The organism is Achromobacter sp. RT286_PF (assembly GCF_059760425.1).
The window spans coordinates 120,472-136,296 of the sequence record NZ_JCBAMR010000008.1 but is presented as its reverse complement, the minus strand read 5'-3'; the positions used below and the strand labels follow the sequence as shown (position 1 = coordinate 136,296).

14 protein-coding genes and 3 tRNA genes are annotated in these 15,825 nt (G+C 62.5%); 6 read left to right on the top strand and 11 right to left on the bottom strand.

Annotated elements, in window-relative coordinates; genetic code table 11:
• Window positions 1-33 precede the first annotated feature (33 nt).
• The 4 genes from nusA to scpB all read right to left on the bottom strand — a co-directional run bounded on the left by nusA (window position 34) and on the right by scpB (window position 5,677).
• Complete coding sequence (gene nusA, locus AC6LJY_RS09705) at window positions 34-1,512, bottom strand: transcription termination factor NusA (RefSeq protein WP_006218270.1); 1,479 nt, start codon at window positions 1,510-1,512, stop codon at window positions 34-36.
• Window positions 1,509-2,012 carry a ribosome maturation factor RimP gene (gene rimP / locus AC6LJY_RS09700; protein ID WP_498135822.1) on the bottom strand — a complete coding sequence of 168 codons (504 nt, stop codon included), beginning with the start codon at window positions 2,010-2,012 and terminating at the stop codon, window positions 1,509-1,511. The genes nusA and rimP overlap by 4 nt, the downstream gene beginning before the upstream one ends.
• A gap of 582 nt (window positions 2,013-2,594) precedes the next feature.
• On the bottom strand, window positions 2,595-4,430 hold the full coding sequence (rluB, locus tag AC6LJY_RS09695) for a 23S rRNA pseudouridine(2605) synthase RluB (protein ID WP_162941170.1): 1,836 nt from the start codon (window positions 4,428-4,430) through the stop codon (window positions 2,595-2,597).
• A gap of 35 nt (window positions 4,431-4,465) precedes the next feature.
• The gene (gene scpB / locus AC6LJY_RS09690) at window positions 4,466-5,677 is read right to left on the bottom strand and encodes an SMC-Scp complex subunit ScpB (protein WP_498135821.1); all 1,212 of its coding nucleotides are present in this window, start codon (window positions 5,675-5,677) and stop codon (window positions 4,466-4,468) included.
• 62 nt (window positions 5,678-5,739) lie between these two features.
• On the opposite strand from scpB, the gene AC6LJY_RS09685 reads away from it, so the two are divergent.
• Window positions 5,740-5,816, top strand: a tRNA-Met gene (locus AC6LJY_RS09685).
• Here the strand turns inward: AC6LJY_RS09685 and AC6LJY_RS09680 are convergent.
• The 4 genes from AC6LJY_RS09680 to AC6LJY_RS09665 all read right to left on the bottom strand — a co-directional run bounded on the left by AC6LJY_RS09680 (window position 5,795) and on the right by AC6LJY_RS09665 (window position 8,769).
• Window positions 5,795-6,001, bottom strand: a complete 207-nt coding sequence (locus AC6LJY_RS09680) for a hypothetical protein (protein WP_498135820.1) — start codon at window positions 5,999-6,001, stop codon at window positions 5,795-5,797. The two genes, AC6LJY_RS09685 and AC6LJY_RS09680, sit on opposite strands and share 22 nt — an antisense overlap.
• A gap of 471 nt (window positions 6,002-6,472) precedes the next feature.
• Entirely contained in the window at window positions 6,473-7,378 is a 906-nt protein-coding gene (locus AC6LJY_RS09675) for a LysR family transcriptional regulator (protein WP_498135819.1), read from the bottom strand.
• A 105-nt stretch (window positions 7,379-7,483) separates the two neighbouring features.
• Window positions 7,484-8,497 (bottom strand): CobW family GTP-binding protein, encoded by a 1,014-nt coding sequence (locus AC6LJY_RS09670; RefSeq protein ID WP_314361072.1) that lies wholly within the window; start codon window positions 8,495-8,497, stop codon window positions 7,484-7,486.
• Window positions 8,498-8,693: 196 nt separating this feature from the next.
• A tRNA-Asn gene (locus tag AC6LJY_RS09665) sits at window positions 8,694-8,769 on the bottom strand.
• 234 nt (window positions 8,770-9,003) lie between these two features.
• On the opposite strand from AC6LJY_RS09665, the gene AC6LJY_RS09660 reads away from it, so the two are divergent.
• The 4 genes from AC6LJY_RS09660 to AC6LJY_RS09645 all read left to right on the top strand — a co-directional run bounded on the left by AC6LJY_RS09660 (window position 9,004) and on the right by AC6LJY_RS09645 (window position 12,734).
• Window positions 9,004-9,079: transfer RNA gene (locus AC6LJY_RS09660), tRNA-Thr, on the top strand.
• A 143-nt stretch (window positions 9,080-9,222) separates the two neighbouring features.
• Window positions 9,223-9,882 carry a response regulator gene (locus AC6LJY_RS09655; RefSeq protein ID WP_046802770.1) on the top strand — a complete coding sequence of 220 codons (660 nt, stop codon included), beginning with the start codon at window positions 9,223-9,225 and terminating at the stop codon, window positions 9,880-9,882.
• Window positions 9,879-11,213 (top strand): ATP-binding protein, encoded by a 1,335-nt coding sequence (locus tag AC6LJY_RS09650; protein WP_046802769.1) that lies wholly within the window; start codon window positions 9,879-9,881, stop codon window positions 11,211-11,213. The genes AC6LJY_RS09655 and AC6LJY_RS09650 overlap by 4 nt, the downstream gene beginning before the upstream one ends.
• Before the next feature lie 78 nt (window positions 11,214-11,291).
• Entirely contained in the window at window positions 11,292-12,734 is a 1,443-nt protein-coding gene (locus AC6LJY_RS09645; protein ID WP_046802768.1) for a DegQ family serine endoprotease, read from the top strand.
• Between the two features lie 33 nt (window positions 12,735-12,767).
• Here the strand turns inward: AC6LJY_RS09645 and maiA are convergent, their stop codons facing one another.
• Genes maiA through AC6LJY_RS09630 form a run of 3 tightly spaced genes read right to left on the bottom strand, consistent with a single transcriptional unit; the run spans window position 12,768 to window position 14,920 of the window.
• Complete coding sequence (maiA, locus tag AC6LJY_RS09640; RefSeq protein ID WP_120154450.1) at window positions 12,768-13,412, bottom strand: maleylacetoacetate isomerase; 645 nt, start codon at window positions 13,410-13,412, stop codon at window positions 12,768-12,770.
• Between the two features lie 54 nt (window positions 13,413-13,466).
• Window positions 13,467-14,444 carry a 4-hydroxy-3-methylbut-2-enyl diphosphate reductase gene (gene ispH / locus AC6LJY_RS09635; RefSeq protein ID WP_046802766.1) on the bottom strand — a complete coding sequence of 326 codons (978 nt, stop codon included), beginning with the start codon at window positions 14,442-14,444 and terminating at the stop codon, window positions 13,467-13,469.
• The gene (locus AC6LJY_RS09630; RefSeq protein ID WP_006218259.1) at window positions 14,444-14,920 is read right to left on the bottom strand and encodes an FKBP-type peptidyl-prolyl cis-trans isomerase; all 477 of its coding nucleotides are present in this window, start codon (window positions 14,918-14,920) and stop codon (window positions 14,444-14,446) included. Before AC6LJY_RS09630 ends, ispH begins: the two co-directional genes overlap by 1 nt.
• A 49-nt stretch (window positions 14,921-14,969) precedes the next feature.
• Between AC6LJY_RS09630 and radC the strand changes: the two genes are divergently transcribed.
• Window positions 14,970-15,647 carry a RadC family protein gene (gene radC / locus AC6LJY_RS09625; RefSeq protein WP_219991952.1) on the top strand — a complete coding sequence of 226 codons (678 nt, stop codon included), beginning with the start codon at window positions 14,970-14,972 and terminating at the stop codon, window positions 15,645-15,647.
• Window positions 15,648-15,825: the final 178 nt, after the last annotated feature.

Sequence of the window (15,825 nt, the reverse complement as noted above, 5' to 3'; positions counted from 1 at the left end):
AGCACTACCCACCGCAGACCCGTGTCCTTTTGGTTATTCTTCGTCGAACCAATGGGCACGGGCACGCATGATGAGGTCGCTGGCTTCCTGCTCGGTCAAGCCGGCAATTTCCGCCAGTTCGTCCGTTGCCAATTCGGCCAGATCATCACGCGTATGCACTTGACGCTCGGCCAGCTTTGCAGCCAGTTCTTGCGTCATGCCTTCGAGTTCAAGCAAATCCTGTGCGGTCTCAAGACGCTCTTCCTGGGCAATTGCCTCAGTCAGCAGCGCATTGCGGGCACGGGCGCGCAATTCATTGATGGTGTCTTCGTCAAACGCTTCGATTTCCAGCAGTTCCTGCATGGGTACGTAAGCGATTTCCTCGATACCGGTAAAACCTTCGTCGATCAGGATGTCGGCGACTTCCTCATCAACGTCCAACTTGCTCATGAACGTGGTGCGCAGACCCGAACGCTCGACTTCCTGGCGGTTCAGGCTTTCTTCCGGCGTCATGATGTTGATCTGCCAGCCCGTCAGCTCGGACGCCAGGCGCACGTTCTGACCCTTGGCGCCGATGGCCTTGGGCAGGTTTTCTTCGTCAACCACGACGTCCATCGCATGCTTGTCTTCATCAACGACGATCGATTCGACGTTGGCCGGCGCCAAGGCGCCAATGACAAACTGCGCGGGGTCTTCAGACCACAACACGATGTCGACCTGTTCACCACCCAGCTCGTTACGAACCGCGGTGACGCGCGAACCGCGCATGCCGACGCAGGTGCCGATCGGGTCGATACGCTTATCGTATGCCACCACGGCGATCTTGGCACGCACACCCGCGTCGCGAGCGGCAGCCTTGATCTCGAGCAGACCCTGTTCGATCTCGGGCACTTCGTTCTCGAACAGCTGGCGAATGAACTCGGGCGAGGTGCGCGACAGGATCACCTGTTGACCACGCGCGGCGTGGTCAACACGCAACACGTAGGCGCGGACACGGTCGGCAACCCGGAGGTTTTCCTTCGGGATCATTTCGGAACGCGGCAGGCGCGCTTCGATCTTGCCGGTTTCGACAATGGCGTCGCCCTTGTCCATGCGCTTGATCGTGCCGGACACAATGGTTTCGCCACGGTCCAGGAAGTCGTTCAGCACCTGTTCGCGTTCAGCGTCCCGGATCTTTTGCAAGATGGCCTGCTTGGCCGCCTGCGCGCCGATACGGCCGAATTCGATGGGCTCAAGCGGCTCTTCGATGTATTCGCCTTCCTGAATATCAGGAACGATTTCTTGCGCGTCCGACAGCATTTCCTGCTTGTCGGGCTCTTGCAGGCCCGCTTCGTCGGGCACCACCAGCCAGCGGCGGAAGCCCTCGTGATCGCCGGTTTCCCTATCGATGGCGACACGAATGTCCGCATCATCCTTGAAGCGCTTTTTCATGGCCGAGGCCAGCGCGCTTTCCAGCGCACCGAACACGACGTCACGCGTGACGTTCTTTTCACGCGCCAAGGCATCGACCAACAGAAGAATTTCGCGACTCATCGCTTTTTGCCCTTGAAATCCAGAACGGGATCCAGTTTTGCACGTTCGATATCTTCGACCGTGAAATTCAACACCTGGATTTCGTTCTTTTTTGCCTCAAATTCGAGACCGAAGACGGTCTTGTGCATCCCAGCGTCGGCTTCCGAGGCGGCGGAGTCGTCTTCGGGCACGGTCAACGTGCCGGAGAAAACCTTACGTCCGTCTAATGCCTCACGCAGCTTGATTTCGATGCGCTCGCCTGCAAACCGGCGGAATTCGGCTTCGTTGCGCAACGGGCGGTCAATGCCCGGCGAACCGACTTCCAGTCGTTTGTAGTCGACGTTTTCGACTTCGAACACCCGCGACAACTGGCGGGAAACCTGTTCACAGTCTTCGATGCGCACACCGCCGACCCGATCGATCGTTACGCGCAAAAGGCCCAGGGCGGCACGCTCGACGTCCACGAGTTCGACGTCCATGCCGGCCAGAGCCTCTTCGGTCAATGCGAATAAATCAGCCATATACTCAAAAAAAATGGGCTGCACGCCCAGCCCACCGATATTGCGCAGAGCCCAGCCGCTTCCCTACTGCACGTAAGGAGCAATGCTGGGCAGCGCCCTATATTGCGACCTAAATTGATGCACCACGGGTCATTCCGACCCTGCCTGCCCCACAACCCGATATTGAAACCTCGGGTCCGGCGGCACTTGGCGCATATCCGATGCCAAACTGCTATTGAACAACTTCGTATTCAACAACCGCTGAGAACCGCAGCTATTGCAAACCCGCTGCGCTTCAATTGCTAATGCAAACTGCTGTCGGCTGCCGCCTATAACACCTGGCAGTCATACCAGCATTCGAACCGGTACTCATACCAGCACTCATACCAGCCGCGACCCCGGCTTTGACCCCAGCATTGGCAACAACAAGCCTGCCAAAGCGGCATCTCGACCCCATCGCCCGGCAAAGGGCAATGACGCGAAGCCATGAAAACCATTGATTTTACCAGATAAACTGGAAAAACGCCTGATTCGTCACGGGCTTACGCTTATACGGGACATATCGGGGTCGGCGGCGCGCCAAACGCGCCGCCAGCAAGCGGATCAGCGGCCCTGACGGCCTCGTCCGCCCATCACACCCAACCGCGATTCATGCGCCGAGGCGCCTCGCGGCTGCCAATCGTCGCCGCGCGGGCCCGACGAGGCAGAGGAAGCACTGCGTGGAGCGCGCGGCTTGCCGCCCGCCCCCGGACCCTTGTTCGCAGCCGAGCCGCCGGCATTGCGCGAACCTTCCGCCTTATTGCCGCCACGGCCGCCGGCGCCGGCAGGCTTGCCGTTACCGCTACGCCCACCATTGGCGCCACGCGCACCCGCCGGCTTGCCACCGGGCTTGCCGCCCGAAGGTTTGCGGCCACCGCCCACGGGCGCTTCGGCCACGTTGCCGGCCCCGACATCAGCCGAAGCCACGTTGCCGCGTTGACCATCTGCCGCCGCCGCGCGCGGACCGCGCGGGCCTCGCGGCTTGCCGCCCGGTTTTCCGCCCGGCTTGCCGCCTTGCTTGCCACCAGGACGGCCGCCACCAGCTGCGGCCGAACGCTCGCCGCCGGGTTTGCCGCCCTTGCGGTTGCCGCCCGGCCCTTCCGAGGCCAGCGGATGACCGTTGGCATAGCCACCGGCAATCATCAATCCGGTGCCAAAGGGATCGGACGGACATGCGGCGGTTTGACCCGCGCTACCCAGCCGGCCGCCTTGCAGTTTGCCGCGACGACCGATTCGGGCGCCGTTCATGCCATTGCGATCCATCGTGCCGAAGCCGGGAGGCAGCGCGCTGTCATGCGACACGGGCTGCTTCGAACGGCGACGGTTGCCGCCGGACTCGTCGTCATCGCGCAACAGGCCCAGCTGGACCATCAGCGCGGTAACCAGCGAACCATCCAATTCTTCCCAGCGACCACGACGCAACGTGCGCGGCAGGACCACGTCACCGAAGCGAGTGCGGATCAGGCGGCTGACCGTCACACCTACCGCTTCGAACATGCGGCGGACTTCGCGGTTGCGCCCTTCCTGCAAGGTCACGCGATACCAGCGGTTGCTGCCGTCGCCACCCAGGTAATCCAGCGCGCCGAACGCGGCCACGCCATCTTCAAGTTCGATGCCGTCCACCAGCGACTGGCGCTGCGCTTCGTCCATCTCGCCCAGCACCCGGACCGCGTACTCGCGTTCCGTGCCATAGCGCGGATGCATGATGCGGTTGGCCATGTCGCCCGACGTCGTGAAAATCAGCAGACCTTCCGTGTTCAGGTCAAGGCGCCCCACCGACAGCCACTTGCCCGTGCGCAGCTTGGGCAAGCGTGCAAACACGCTGGCGCGACCGGCCGGATCGTCATGGCTGACGATTTCGCCAGCCGGCTTGTGATACAGAATTACGCGCGGCGGCTTTTTCGTATTCGTGCGCATGATCGGTTTGCCGTTCACGCGGACCTGATCGTTGGGCGCAACGCGTTGGCCGATATGGGCCGGCTCGCCATTGACGGACACGCGACCAGCAACGATCAACTCTTCCATCTCGCGGCGCGAGCCGATGCCGGCGTCCGCCAGCACCTTGTGCAGCTTGGGCATGACCGAATCGCTGTTCAGGTACTTGCCCAGGCGCTGTTCCATGCGATCGGTGTTGTCGAGATACGACAACGCTTGCTCCGCTTCCTGCTCACCACCCCGGGAGTCAGCCGACTCAACCGGTGCCGCGGCCGCAACGGACTGGCCCTCAGCGGGTGCCTGCTCTGCGGCGGCGTCGCCACGGCGACGGCGGAACGGCGTCCTCAGCTTGCGACCGCGCCCACGCGCGCCGGCATCGCCTTCAGCAGAGGGTTCGCGCGCGGCGGAGGCGTCCGGCTGACCGTTGGAAACGGCGTCATCCGAACGGGGATTGTCGTCCTGCATTGCTGTATTCGTTGTCACTGGGACAGCTCCGAATTTCAAACTTGGGTAGGCCTGCCAGGGGCGGGCTCGTCATCATCAGGGGACGCCGAATCGCGACCGGCGCCAGGTTGCGCCGGATCCGCTTCGTCCGAGGCCGTGGAAACGGCATCGGGTTCGGGCCGAACAGGATCATCAAGGCCGAAAGCGGGCTCATGCCCGGCGGCGCCAGGCGCTGCGTGATCGGTCTCGTCAATCGGGTCGGTCGGTTCCGCGTGTTTTGCGTTCGCGACACTTTCCTTTGCAGCACCGGCCGTAGAGGGGTCGGCGGCCATATCGGAAATGTCGTTACCGAACCTGTCGTCGGGAAAACCGGACGGGGTCGGCATATTGGACAAGCCTGCGGCTTGCTCCCGGACGGTGGGTTCGTCGTCGGGATTCGCGCCTTCTTCTGTGCGCGAAACGACGGATTCTACGCTATCGACCGGGTCTATGGGTGCATCCTGTTCCGAAACTGACAATTCCGCAACTGGAACAGGGTCATTTTCTTCGGGGTCAGCCATATTTTCTACGGCAAGCTCGCCTTGGGCATGTTCACCGCCCTCGCCCGCCTCGGCAATGCTGACTTGCCCGTCGGCAGCGGCGTCCGCCCCCCCAACTGCCGCTGCCCCTTCCGGCGCCTCAGCGCCCTCGCCCGTCAGTTGCTGGACTTCACCCAGGTCCAACCCCGCGAGCGCGGCGGCGGCGTGGGCAGACTCCAGAGGTGGCAACTCGTCCAGCGCGCGCAGCCCCAGATCATCCAGGAACTGTCGCGTGGTGCCGAACAGCGCAGGACGACCCGGCGCATCGCGATGCCCGATCACCTCGATCCAGCCACGATCTTCCAGGGCCTTCACAATTTGCGAAGACACCGTCACGCCACGTATATCTTCGATATCGCCGCGCGTAACGGGCTGGCGCCAGGCAACAATCGCCAACGTTTCCATGACCGCGCGCGAATACTTGGGCGGCTTTTCAGGACTCAGGCGCTCAAGGTACCGCTGCATATGCGGGCGACTCTGGAATCGCCAGCCGCTTGCCAGCTGCACCAGCTCGAGGCCGCCATCGGCCCAATTGGCTTGCAGCGTCTCCAACAGCCCGCGTAGCTTGCTGTTATCGAATTGTTCATCGTCCCCGAATAGCTTGCGCATATCGGACAGTTGCATCGGCTGCACCGCGCATAACAACGCGGTTTCCAGCACGAGTATTGCCTCGCTATCGTTCATCGACATTCAAATTCACAAAGGGCTAACTTGCGCTAGGTTGAAAATAAGGTTAATATTCTTTTCTCAGACGCGGGGTGGAGCAGTCTGGCAGCTCGTCGGGCTCATAACCCGAAGGTCGTAGGTTCAAATCCTGCCCCCGCAACCAAATTTGATGAAGGCCCGGCGAATGCGCCGGGCCTTTTTCATTTGTGCTTCACGGATATAGCTAAAACCAGCTGGTGCGGACACAGCTTGCACGGAAGCGAACGTCACCGCGCCGGCTTTCTCGGCCCGCCAACCCGCCATCAAGACGGGGCTGCAATCGACGGCGTTGATCGGCGTATTGTTCACAAGATTCCTGGGTTGACTGCCAATGACAGGCTGGCGCCACGAAAGGCGAGCGGGTCAAGATAAAGGCGTAGTGTCTGCGCATCGGATATCGCGGCAGACGCTTTAAGCAAATTCTGGAAAAGCCGGCATCAACGGCCGGCAAGCCCGAGGGAAGCGCCGGAACCCGACGCCTGCATTTCACGGCGGTCAGTATCAACGGCCCGAATCCGCGGCCAATGATCTTGGCAATATGGCGACCGGCCACACGCCCGACAATCAATCACCCCTGCGCAAGCGAAGACCTGCTTCGTCGCGCCCTGGCCGGACGCTGGCCAGCCTTACGATTCTTGGATATTTTGAAGGTACATGCCAGCGGACACCGATTTGCCAGGACTGACATCAACACCCATGGCCAGCCGTCCGCGTAATTGGCGAATTATACCGCCATAACGTTGTGCCTCAAGCCTGAAACGCGTGCGCGGGTGGCCTGGATCAGGCACCTGGCTTGTCCCAAGGAGCCGAACCCAAGCGCTCAACCAGAAAGTCCAACATGGAACGCAGTATCAAGGGCATTTGCCTGCGCGACGCATAAACGCCATAAATACCCAATTCCTGGGGTTTGCATTGGGGCAAGATCGCTTTCAAACGCCCCGCCGCAATATATTCATTGGCGTAGTAAGTGGGCAACATCGCAATACCCGCCCCCTCCAACGCAGCATGCAGCAACACGGACACTTCGTTGGCGCTGATATTGCCGCTGACCGGCACATCCACGGGCAAGCCTTCCCGCTCGAAACGCCACAGGCTTTTGCCGAAATAAGAATGCGTCAGGCAGTTTCGCAGTGACAGGTCTTCGATTCGAGCCGGCCCCCCCTCTCGCGCCAAATATTCGGGGGATGCACACACCACCGACCGGCAAACCGCCAGCTTGCGAGCGATCAGGTTCGGATCCAGGTCATTGGTGATGCGCACCGCGAGGTCGACCCGCTCTTCCACGAGGTTGACGGCGCGCTCGACCAACATCAAGTCGACCGACGTGCCTGGGTGCAGCTTCACGTAATCCGTCACGGCGCTGGCCAGATGCCTTGAACCGAACGACATGCTGGTGGTGATTCGCAACAACCCCCTAGGGGTATCTTCAGGCGTGGATACCGCGCTTCGCAGGTCACCCACCATATCAAGCATCTGGCGGCAACGGGGTAGCGTCTCGGCGCCCGCGGGGGTCAGGCTCAGGCGGCGCGTCGTACGGTGCAGCAAGCGCACCCCGACCCACTGCTCCATTTCAGCCAGATAGCGCGAAACCATGGCGCGCGACATGTCCAGATGAACCGCCGCCGCCGACAGGCTTCCCCGGTCAGCAACCTCTACAAACACCTGCATCGCCTTCAAACGATCCATGATTGTCTCGATTCTTGCATCAGACCGTACCGGTTATACCGTATTTCAGTGCAACATCTGCGCCTAAATGGCGACATTTTGAGCACTCACGCCAGCACGGCAGGCTCAAGCCGGCGGCTGCAACAACGCCTCGGCAACGGCCGCGCGAACCTCGGCAACATCCAGGCCACGCACGATATAGACCAGGTGCGATGCGCGGTCGTCGGTTGGCCATTGCGCCAGTGCGCGCAAGGGGTACAGCTCGCCATGAACCCCATGCACCTCGCAAGGCAGTGCCTCCCCTTCGAAGCACACCAGCCCCTTCATCCGCAAAATTCCCTGCCCATAGCGCTCTTGAATGCGGGACACACCAGCAAGGAACGCGGCACGCCCAAGGGGCGACGACAAGAACAAAGAAAAACTCGCAACCTGGCCATGCCGGTCGGCCGGTGGCCGGATAAACGCCTGAAGCCAATTCGACAAGGCAGCACCATCGCGGCGCGCTGCCACATCGGGCCCTTCGCGCAAGATGCCGGCCAGCGGCGCATCCTGGCGCTGCACACAACGCCGCGCCCCCGGGTTAATGGCAATGACTGCCTGCTCTACGCGGCGCAACTGCGCGGCGTCGGCCAGGTCGGACTTGCTGAGCACGACGGTGTCTGCCAAGGCCAACTGCCGCGCGGCTTCGGGCTGGTTGGCCAATTGCGATTCACCATGACGCACATCCACCAACACGATTGCGCCGCGATACGCGTAGCGCTCCGCCAGGAACCGGTCGTGCTTGAGCATGAACAGCGTCGAAGCGGGATCGGCCAACCCGCTGGTTTCGATAATCACCCGGCGAAACGGCTTGATCCGCCGGCTGACCGCCAACATGAAAAGCTCACGCAGCGTATCGACCACCGCCCCGCTGACGACGCAACACAGGCAGCCGCCCTCGATCAGGACGACATTGGCAGGCGCCAAGCGGACCAGATGGTGATCGACCCCGATATCGCCGTATTCATTGACCACGACCACGGTGTCGGCATAGGCAGGCTCGTGAAGCAGGCGGTTCAGCAGCGTGGTCTTGCCGCTGCCCAGGAAGCCTGAAATCACGGTTACGCCGATGCGCTTGTCGTCTTCAATCTGGCCTGCCATCGCACCTTGTCCCGCTCGGTTGTGTTGGATCTGGCGAAGCGTACAACAACCCGCACAACAACCGTATCCGCGTGGTAGCGGGGCGCGCAGCAAAAACTAAAAGGGCCACTCGCTTTCGCGAGTGGCCCTTCAGTTCGGCTTGGGTCCCGTGCCATTGCCATGCTTGCGCGTAGCGGCTTGTGACCTTGAATTCTTTTGGCTCCCCGAGCTGGGCTCGAACCAGCGACCTGCGGATTAACAGTCCGTCGCTCTACCGACTGAGCTATCGGGGATCTGCCAAGAACGCAATTATGAACTAAATTTTTGGCGCGCGCAAATTGCGATTTTTTTAGTTCTTTTTCGGCCGACCGTTTCCCATCCCCAAAAAACTCTGATATGATTTCGGTCTTTCCAGATCAGGCCCCATAAACAGGGCGGCGAACTGGAAAGAACAAAGATGTTTTGCTGATCTTTTGTTCGTTGCTCCGCAACCCGGAAAGGCGATCAAATCCCAAGCAAATGGTCTTGCCGGCATAGCTCAGTTGGTAGAGCAGCGCATTCGTAATGCGAAGGTCGTAGGTTCGACTCCTATTGCCGGCACCAAATTCTAAAAGCAGCCCTCTCGGGCTGCTTTTTTCATTTCCGCGCCCCGACACGTCGGCAAGCCGCTTCCCCCCAACGGGAACTCCACCCGCCCGCCGCGCGTCCAACTTGCTGGATTTTCATTCAGCCAAGCGAAGACCACCATGCGCATCCTCCTTGTCGAAGACGACATCATGATTGGTGAAAGCGTGCTGGATTGCCTGCGCGCCGAACACTACGCCGTGGACTGGGTCCGGGACGGCAGCGCTGCTGAATCGGCACTGCGTACCGACCCCTACGACCTCATCCTGCTGGACCTGGGCCTGCCCAAGCGCGACGGTTTGGCCTTGCTGCGCGAGCTACGCGCCCGCAAGGACCGCACGCCTGTCCTTATCGCCACCGCCCGCGACGCCGTCAGCGACCGCATTGCCGGCCTGGACGCAGGCGCGGACGACTACATCGTCAAGCCATACGACGTGGACGAACTGCTGGCGCGCATGCGGGCATTGATACGCCGCAGTGCCGGCCGCGCCGAACCGGTGTTTGAACATGAGGGCATCACGATCGACCCGCAATCGCACGCCGCCATGGTGGACGGCACGCCGGTTGCGCTGACCGCCCGCGAATGGGCCGTCCTGGAGCCGCTGATCGCCCGCCCGGGCATGATCTTTTCGCGCGCTCAACTGGAAGAAAAACTCTACAGCTGGAAAGACAGCGTCAGCAGCAACGCGGTTGAGGTTTATATTCATGGCCTGCGCAAGAAACTGGGTCCGAACCTGATCCAGAACGTCAGAGGCGTCGGCTATGTCATCCCCAAAACATGAGCATCAGGCTTAGCTACTCACTGAGAGCCCGCCTGCTGTTTTTTCTGCTGGCCGCCATCGTGGTCGGCGCGTTGGCGCAAGGCGTTATCGCGTATCGCAGCACGCTGGCCCAGGCCGACGACATCTTTGATTCGCTGCTGCAACGCACTGCGCTGTCGCTGGGCACGGGCGATGGCTTGCTCAGCACCGGCCCCACGCAAAGCCTGGGCGCCGCAACGCCCATGGCAGACGATCTGATCATTCAAATCTGGACACCCGACGGCCTGCGCGTTTTCAATTCCCGTTCGCGCCGCCCCCTGCCGGATCAGATCGTCCTGGGTTTTTCCGACGCCAAGATGGAAGGCACCACGTACCGCGTGTACGCGTTGGCCACCCCGTTTCAGGTGATACAGGTGGCGCAGGACATGAACGTGCGCAAGCACATGGCGCGCGAGCTGGCGCTGCGAACCATCGCACCCATCGCGGCGGCGGCGCCCCTGTTGATGCTGGTGGTGTGGTGCGTCGTCAGTTGGTCGCTGCGACCCGTCAAGCGTGCCCGCGCTCAGGTGGCGGCGCGGCAGCCCGAAGATCTGTCGCCCGTCAACGTGCAAGGCTTGCCCGACGAGATCCGCCCATTGATTCTTGAATTGAACCTGTTGCTGGAACGCATGCGAACCGCCTTCGCCCAGCAAAAACAATTCGTTGGCGACGCGGCGCACGAGCTGCGCTCGCCACTGGCCGCACTGCGCTTGCAGCTACAGGCTCTGCAACGGGCCGGCGACGCCGACAGCCGCAAAATCGCGGAACAGCGCCTGGCCTCGGGCATTGACCGCGCCACCCGGCTGGTGGAGCAGATGTTGTCCATGGCTCGCCACGAAAGCGCGTCGGAGCCCACGCCCGCGGCCCCCGTGGACTTGGCCGACGTGCTGCGCCAGGCGCTGTCCGAGACGCTGGCACAGGCCAATGCCAAGGCGATCGCCATCGACATGGAAGGGGCCAGCGAAGCGCGCGTACAAGGCCATCGGGACGCCCTCACCTTGCTCGCTCGCAACCTGCTGGACAACGCCATCAAGCACAGCCCGGAAGGCGGCCGCATCCGGCTACATCTGCAATCCGAAGCGGACCAGGCGTCTTTCACCATCGACGATGAGGGGCCCGGCATACCCCCCGCCGAACGCGAGCGCGTCTTCGACCGCTTCTATCGCGCCGAAGGCAACACGCAGCACGGCAGCGGACTGGGCCTGTCAATCGCGCGAGCCATCGCGGATCGCCATGGCGCCGACATCATTCTTGAGGACGCGCCCGGTGGCCAAGGGCTGCGCGCGCGCGTGCGATTTCCCATTTTGCGTTGATTACGCCGATTTAAGATTCGCCTAAGTGTCAGGCCCGAAGATAGCGCCATGTCCTCAAACATGAACGCAGGAGCCGACATGAAGACCTCGCAAATGAAACCCTCGCGCCTTGTGCTGGCGCTGCTGGCCGCTGGCGCCATTGGCGGCGCCGGCGCAACCGCCGTGACGGGCGGCGTGTCGATGGCGGCAAACGCCCCGACCGCCATCGCCGCAACGCCATCCATCAACGCTTCCAGCCCGCCCAACTTCGCGCAGATCACGCGTGACTTTGGCCCGGCCGTCGTCAACATCAGCGTCAGCGGCACGCGCAAGGTATCCGCCGATGACGATGACCCCTTTGCCCAGTTTTTCGGCCAGATACCGGGCTCGCGCGGTCGCATGCCGTCGCGTGAAGTTCCGATGCGCGGCGAAGGTTCGGGCTTCATCATCAGCGCCGACGGCATCATCCTGACCAACGCACACGTCGTGCAGGATGCCAAGGAAGTCACCGTCAAACTGACCGACCGCCGCGAGTACAAGGCGAAAGTGCTGGGCGCGGACCCGCAGACCGACGTGGCCGTGCTCAAGATCGACGCCAAGAACCTGCCGGTGGTCAAGGTGGGTGACGTGAACCAGCTGCAAGTGGGCGAATGGGTGCTGGCCATCGGCTCGCCCTACGGCCTGGAAAATACGGCCACGGCCGGCATCGTCAGTGCCAAGGGCCGCTCGCTGCCCGATGACACGTCGGTGCCTTTCATCCAGACGGACGTGGCGGTCAACCCGGGAAATTCGGGTGGCCCGCTGTTCAATGATCGTGGTGAAGTCGTGGGCATCAACTCGCAGATCTACAGTCGCACCGGCGGTTTCCAGGGCCTGTCGTTCTCGATTCCCATCGACGTGGCCTATAAGATCAAGGACCAGATCCTGGAACACGGCAAGGTGCAGCATGCGCGCCTGGGTGTGACGGTGCAGGAAGTGAATCAGGACCTGGCCAATTCGTTCAAGTTGGATTCGCCGTCCGGCGCGCTGGTGTCCAGCGTCGAAAAGGGCAGTGCCGCCGACAAGGCGGGCTTGCAACCGGGTGACGTGGTGCGCCAGATCAATGGCAGGACCATCGTGTCCTCGGGCGATCTGGCGTCGATGATTACGTTGGCTTCGCCCGGCGAAAAGATCAAACTGGACGTCTGGCGCGCCGGTGCTCCGAAGGAACTGGTCGCTACCTTGGGCGGCGTTCCGAAGGACAAGACGCAGTCGGCGTCCGGCGATCAAGACGTGCAGCGCGGTCAATTGGGCCTTGCCCTGCGCCCCCTGAGCCCGCAGGAGCAGCAGGCCTCGGGCACCGAAGGGTTGCTGATCGAGCGCTCTGCCGGCCCGGCCGCCAAGGCTGGCATCGAACCGGGCGACGTGCTGCTGTCGCTGAACGGCGTGCCGGTGCACAACATCGGCCAGGTCAAGGAAGCGCTGTCCAAGGCCGGCAAGACCGTGGCCCTGCTGGTTCAGCGCGGCGAAGACAAGATCTTCGTGCCGGTGCAGATCGGCTGACGGCCAGCCGGCCAGCCGGCCGGCCGGCTACCCTTATTCCGCGTCGGGCTGCTTGCCCGGCGCGGCGTTTGCGAAAGCCGGCAACTCGCGGCAGGCGGCATCGATACGCGTCACGTTGGGCATCGCGGAAAGGTCACACTCGAAACGCTGCGCATTGGCCACCTGCGGCACCAGGCACAGGTCCGCGATGGTGGGCGTGTCGCCATGACAAAAACGGCCCGTGGCGCTTGAGCGTGCCAGCTGGGCTTCCAGCGCTTCCAGGCCTTGATGCACCCAATGCTTGTACCAAGCGGTTTTTGCCGCTTCGTCCACGCCCAGCGTGTGCTTCAGGTACTTCAGCACGCGCAGGTTGTTCAGCGGATGCGTGTCGCAGGCAATACCCAGTGCCAGATCGCGCACGCGCGCGCGTCCAATCGGATCGGCCGGCAACAGCGGCGACTGCGGATGCGTTTCTTCCAGGTATTCGATGATGGCCAGGGACTGGCCGATCACCGCATCGCCATCAATCAAGGTCGGCACCAGCGCCGTCGGGTTCAGCTTGCGATAGCCGTCCGACAGTTGCTGGCCGCCGTCCTTCAGCAGGTGTACGGGCAAATATTCGTAAGTCAGGCCCTTCAGATTCAGGGCGATACGCACGCGATACGCGGCCGAGCTGCGGAAGTAGCTGTACAACTGCATGAAGTCTTCTCCTTGTTTTTTTGGGCGCTGTGCCGCCGTGCGGGCGGCGCTTGCTTATTCCAGCGATTCCGTCTGCGCGGACTTGCGCGACAAGCCCTTGGGCAACGGAAAGGCCACATTTTCTTCCAGGCCCGGCATGGTGCGCACAGACACGGCGCCCAATTCCTTGACGCGGTCGATGACCTGCTGCACCAGGATTTCAGGCGCCGAAGCTCCCGCCGTCACGCCGATGCGCTTGCGGTCAACCAACCACGCCGGGTCAATGGATTGCGCGCCGTCGATCAGGTAGGACGCCACGCCCTTGCGTTCGGCCACTTCGCGCAGCCGGTTGGAATTGGAACTGTTCGGGCTGCCCACGACCAGCACCAGGTCGCACTCGGGCGCCAGCACCTTGACCGCATCCTGGCGGTTCTGGGTGGCGTAGCAGATGTCGCTTTTCTTGGGCTCGACAATGCTGGGAAAACGCGCCTTCAGCGCTTGCGACACCGCCGCCGCGTCATCCACGGACAGCGTCGTCTGCGTCACGAAAGCCAGGTTTTCCGGGTCGCTGACTTGCAGGCCCGCCACATCTTCCACGGTTTCCACCAAGTACATACCGCCTTGCGCCTGGCCCAGCGTGCCTTCCACTTCAGGATGCCCCTTGTGGCCGATCATGATGATCTCGCGGCCGGCCGCGCGCATGCGGGCCACTTCAATGTGCACCTTGGTGACCAGCGGGCAGGTGGCGTCAAACACCTGCAAGCCGCGAGCCTCGGCTTCGGCCCGCACCGCCTTGGACACGCCATGGGCCGAGAACACGACGATGGCGCCCGGGGGCGCATCGTCCAGTTCGTCGATGAAGACGGCGCCCTTGGCGCGCAAGTCTTCCACGACATAGCGGTTGTGGACGATTTCATGGCGCACGTAGATCGGTGCGCCATGCAGTTCGATCGCGCGTTCGACGATGTCGATGGCGCGGTCCACACCGGCACAGAAGCCACGCGGCTGCGCCAGCAGGACTTCGGCGTCGGAGGCGGTAACGGCCTTGCTCATCAGAGAACTCCCAGCAGCGCCACGTCCAGTTGCAAGCGGACGCCCGCAAGCGGATGGTTGAAGTCGAACAGCGCCGACTCATCGTTGATTTCTTTCAGCACGCCCGAGTAGCGGCCGCCGTTGGGGGCGGTGAACTCGACCAGGTCGCCCGGCTCGAACGTGGCGTCGGCGCCCGCGTGCTCGGCAAGCATCGCCCGCGTGACGCGCTGGATCAGTTCGGGGTTGCGGTCGCCGTAGGCGTCGGCGGGTTCCAGGGTGACGCTGAATTTCTCGCCTTCGGCATGGCCGATCAGCGCGGCTTCCAGGCCAGGCGCCCACTGGCCGCTGCCCATTTGCAGCGTGCCGGGACGGCCGTCGAAAGTATTCGTGAACACAGAGTCCTTGCCAGGACCGGACGCAAGCGTGATTCGGTAATGCAGCGTCAGGTAGGAATCCGGACGGACAAAAACGTTCACTTCGTTAGAGGCGATGCTCAAGATCTGCCACCGTATGGATATTGGATAAACCCTGATTTTAGAGCCTTATATGAAATTGTCTGTCCGGCTGGCAAAACACGAGCGTCCCCGAGAGCGGCTGCTACGCCATGGCGCAGCAGCGCTCCAGGACGCAGAGCTGCTGGCGCTGGGGCTGCGCACGGGGATTCCGGGCACCAATGTGGTGGATCTGTCCAACCGGCTGCTTGAGCGTTTTTCCGGCCTGCGCGGCCTTTTGGGGGCCACACCCGAGGAGCTCATGGCCGTTCCGGGGCTGGGCGCCGCCAAGGCCTGCACCCTGGCCGCCCTGCTGGAGCTGGCGCGCCGCGCCGTCGAAGAAGACCTGACCCGGCCCCATTCTGTGCGCCATCCCGCCCAGGTAAAGCAATATTGCCTGACGGCGCTGGGCCATCGGCGGGTGGAACACTGCATCGCCCTCTACCTGGACAACCAGCTACGGGTGATCGCCACGGGCGAACTGGCGCGCGGAACACTGTCGCAGGCATCGGTTTACCCCCGCGAGGTCGTGCGCGAGGCCCTGCGCCACCACGCGGCGGCCCTGATCGTGGCGCATAACCACCCTTCTGGCATGGCCGAGCCCAGCGCGGCGGATCGGGGCTTCACGCAACAGCTGAAACAGGCGCTGGCCCTCGTGGACGTTAAACTGGTCGACCACCTGATCGTGGCCGGCGCGTCGGTCATATCCATGGCGGAACTGGGCGGGCTGTAGCGGGCGGCAGGGTGCTTGTCGGCACGCCCCAAGCCGCCGGATTTCGTTAGACTGCCGAGCGGAATTGCTTTAGGCTTTAACCTATTCGCGCTGGAACATTTGCTGGAACATTTGCTGGACCATTCGCTAGAACATCCGCTGGACCATTCGCCGGAATATTCCGGCCGACACGAAAACG

Bases quoted from the DNA above. Each gene is read 5' to 3' on its own strand.
- AC6LJY_RS09655 (WP_046802770.1), top strand. From the start codon at position 9,223: ATGCGCATCCTCCTTGTCGAAGACGACATCATGATTGGTGAAAGCGTG.
- AC6LJY_RS09650 (WP_046802769.1), top strand. From the start codon at position 9,879: ATGAGCATCAGGCTTAGCTACTCACTGAGAGCCCGCCTGCTGTTTTTT.
- AC6LJY_RS09670 (WP_314361072.1), bottom strand. From the start codon at position 8,497: ATGGCAGGCCAGATTGAAGACGACAAGCGCATCGGCGTAACCGTGATT.
- scpB (WP_498135821.1), bottom strand. From the start codon at position 5,677: ATGTCGATGAACGATAGCGAGGCAATACTCGTGCTGGAAACCGCGTTG.
- rluB (WP_162941170.1), bottom strand. From the start codon at position 4,430: ATGCAGGACGACAATCCCCGTTCGGATGACGCCGTTTCCAACGGTCAG.
- radC (WP_219991952.1), top strand. From the start codon at position 14,970: ATGAAATTGTCTGTCCGGCTGGCAAAACACGAGCGTCCCCGAGAGCGG.
- AC6LJY_RS09645 (WP_046802768.1), top strand. From the start codon at position 11,292: ATGAAGACCTCGCAAATGAAACCCTCGCGCCTTGTGCTGGCGCTGCTG.
- maiA (WP_120154450.1), bottom strand. From the start codon at position 13,412: ATGCAGTTGTACAGCTACTTCCGCAGCTCGGCCGCGTATCGCGTGCGT.
- AC6LJY_RS09675 (WP_498135819.1), bottom strand. From the start codon at position 7,378: ATGGATCGTTTGAAGGCGATGCAGGTGTTTGTAGAGGTTGCTGACCGG.
- nusA (WP_006218270.1), bottom strand. From the start codon at position 1,512: ATGAGTCGCGAAATTCTTCTGTTGGTCGATGCCTTGGCGCGTGAAAAG.
- rimP (WP_498135822.1), bottom strand. From the start codon at position 2,012: ATGGCTGATTTATTCGCATTGACCGAAGAGGCTCTGGCCGGCATGGAC.
- ispH (WP_046802766.1), bottom strand. From the start codon at position 14,444: ATGAGCAAGGCCGTTACCGCCTCCGACGCCGAAGTCCTGCTGGCGCAG.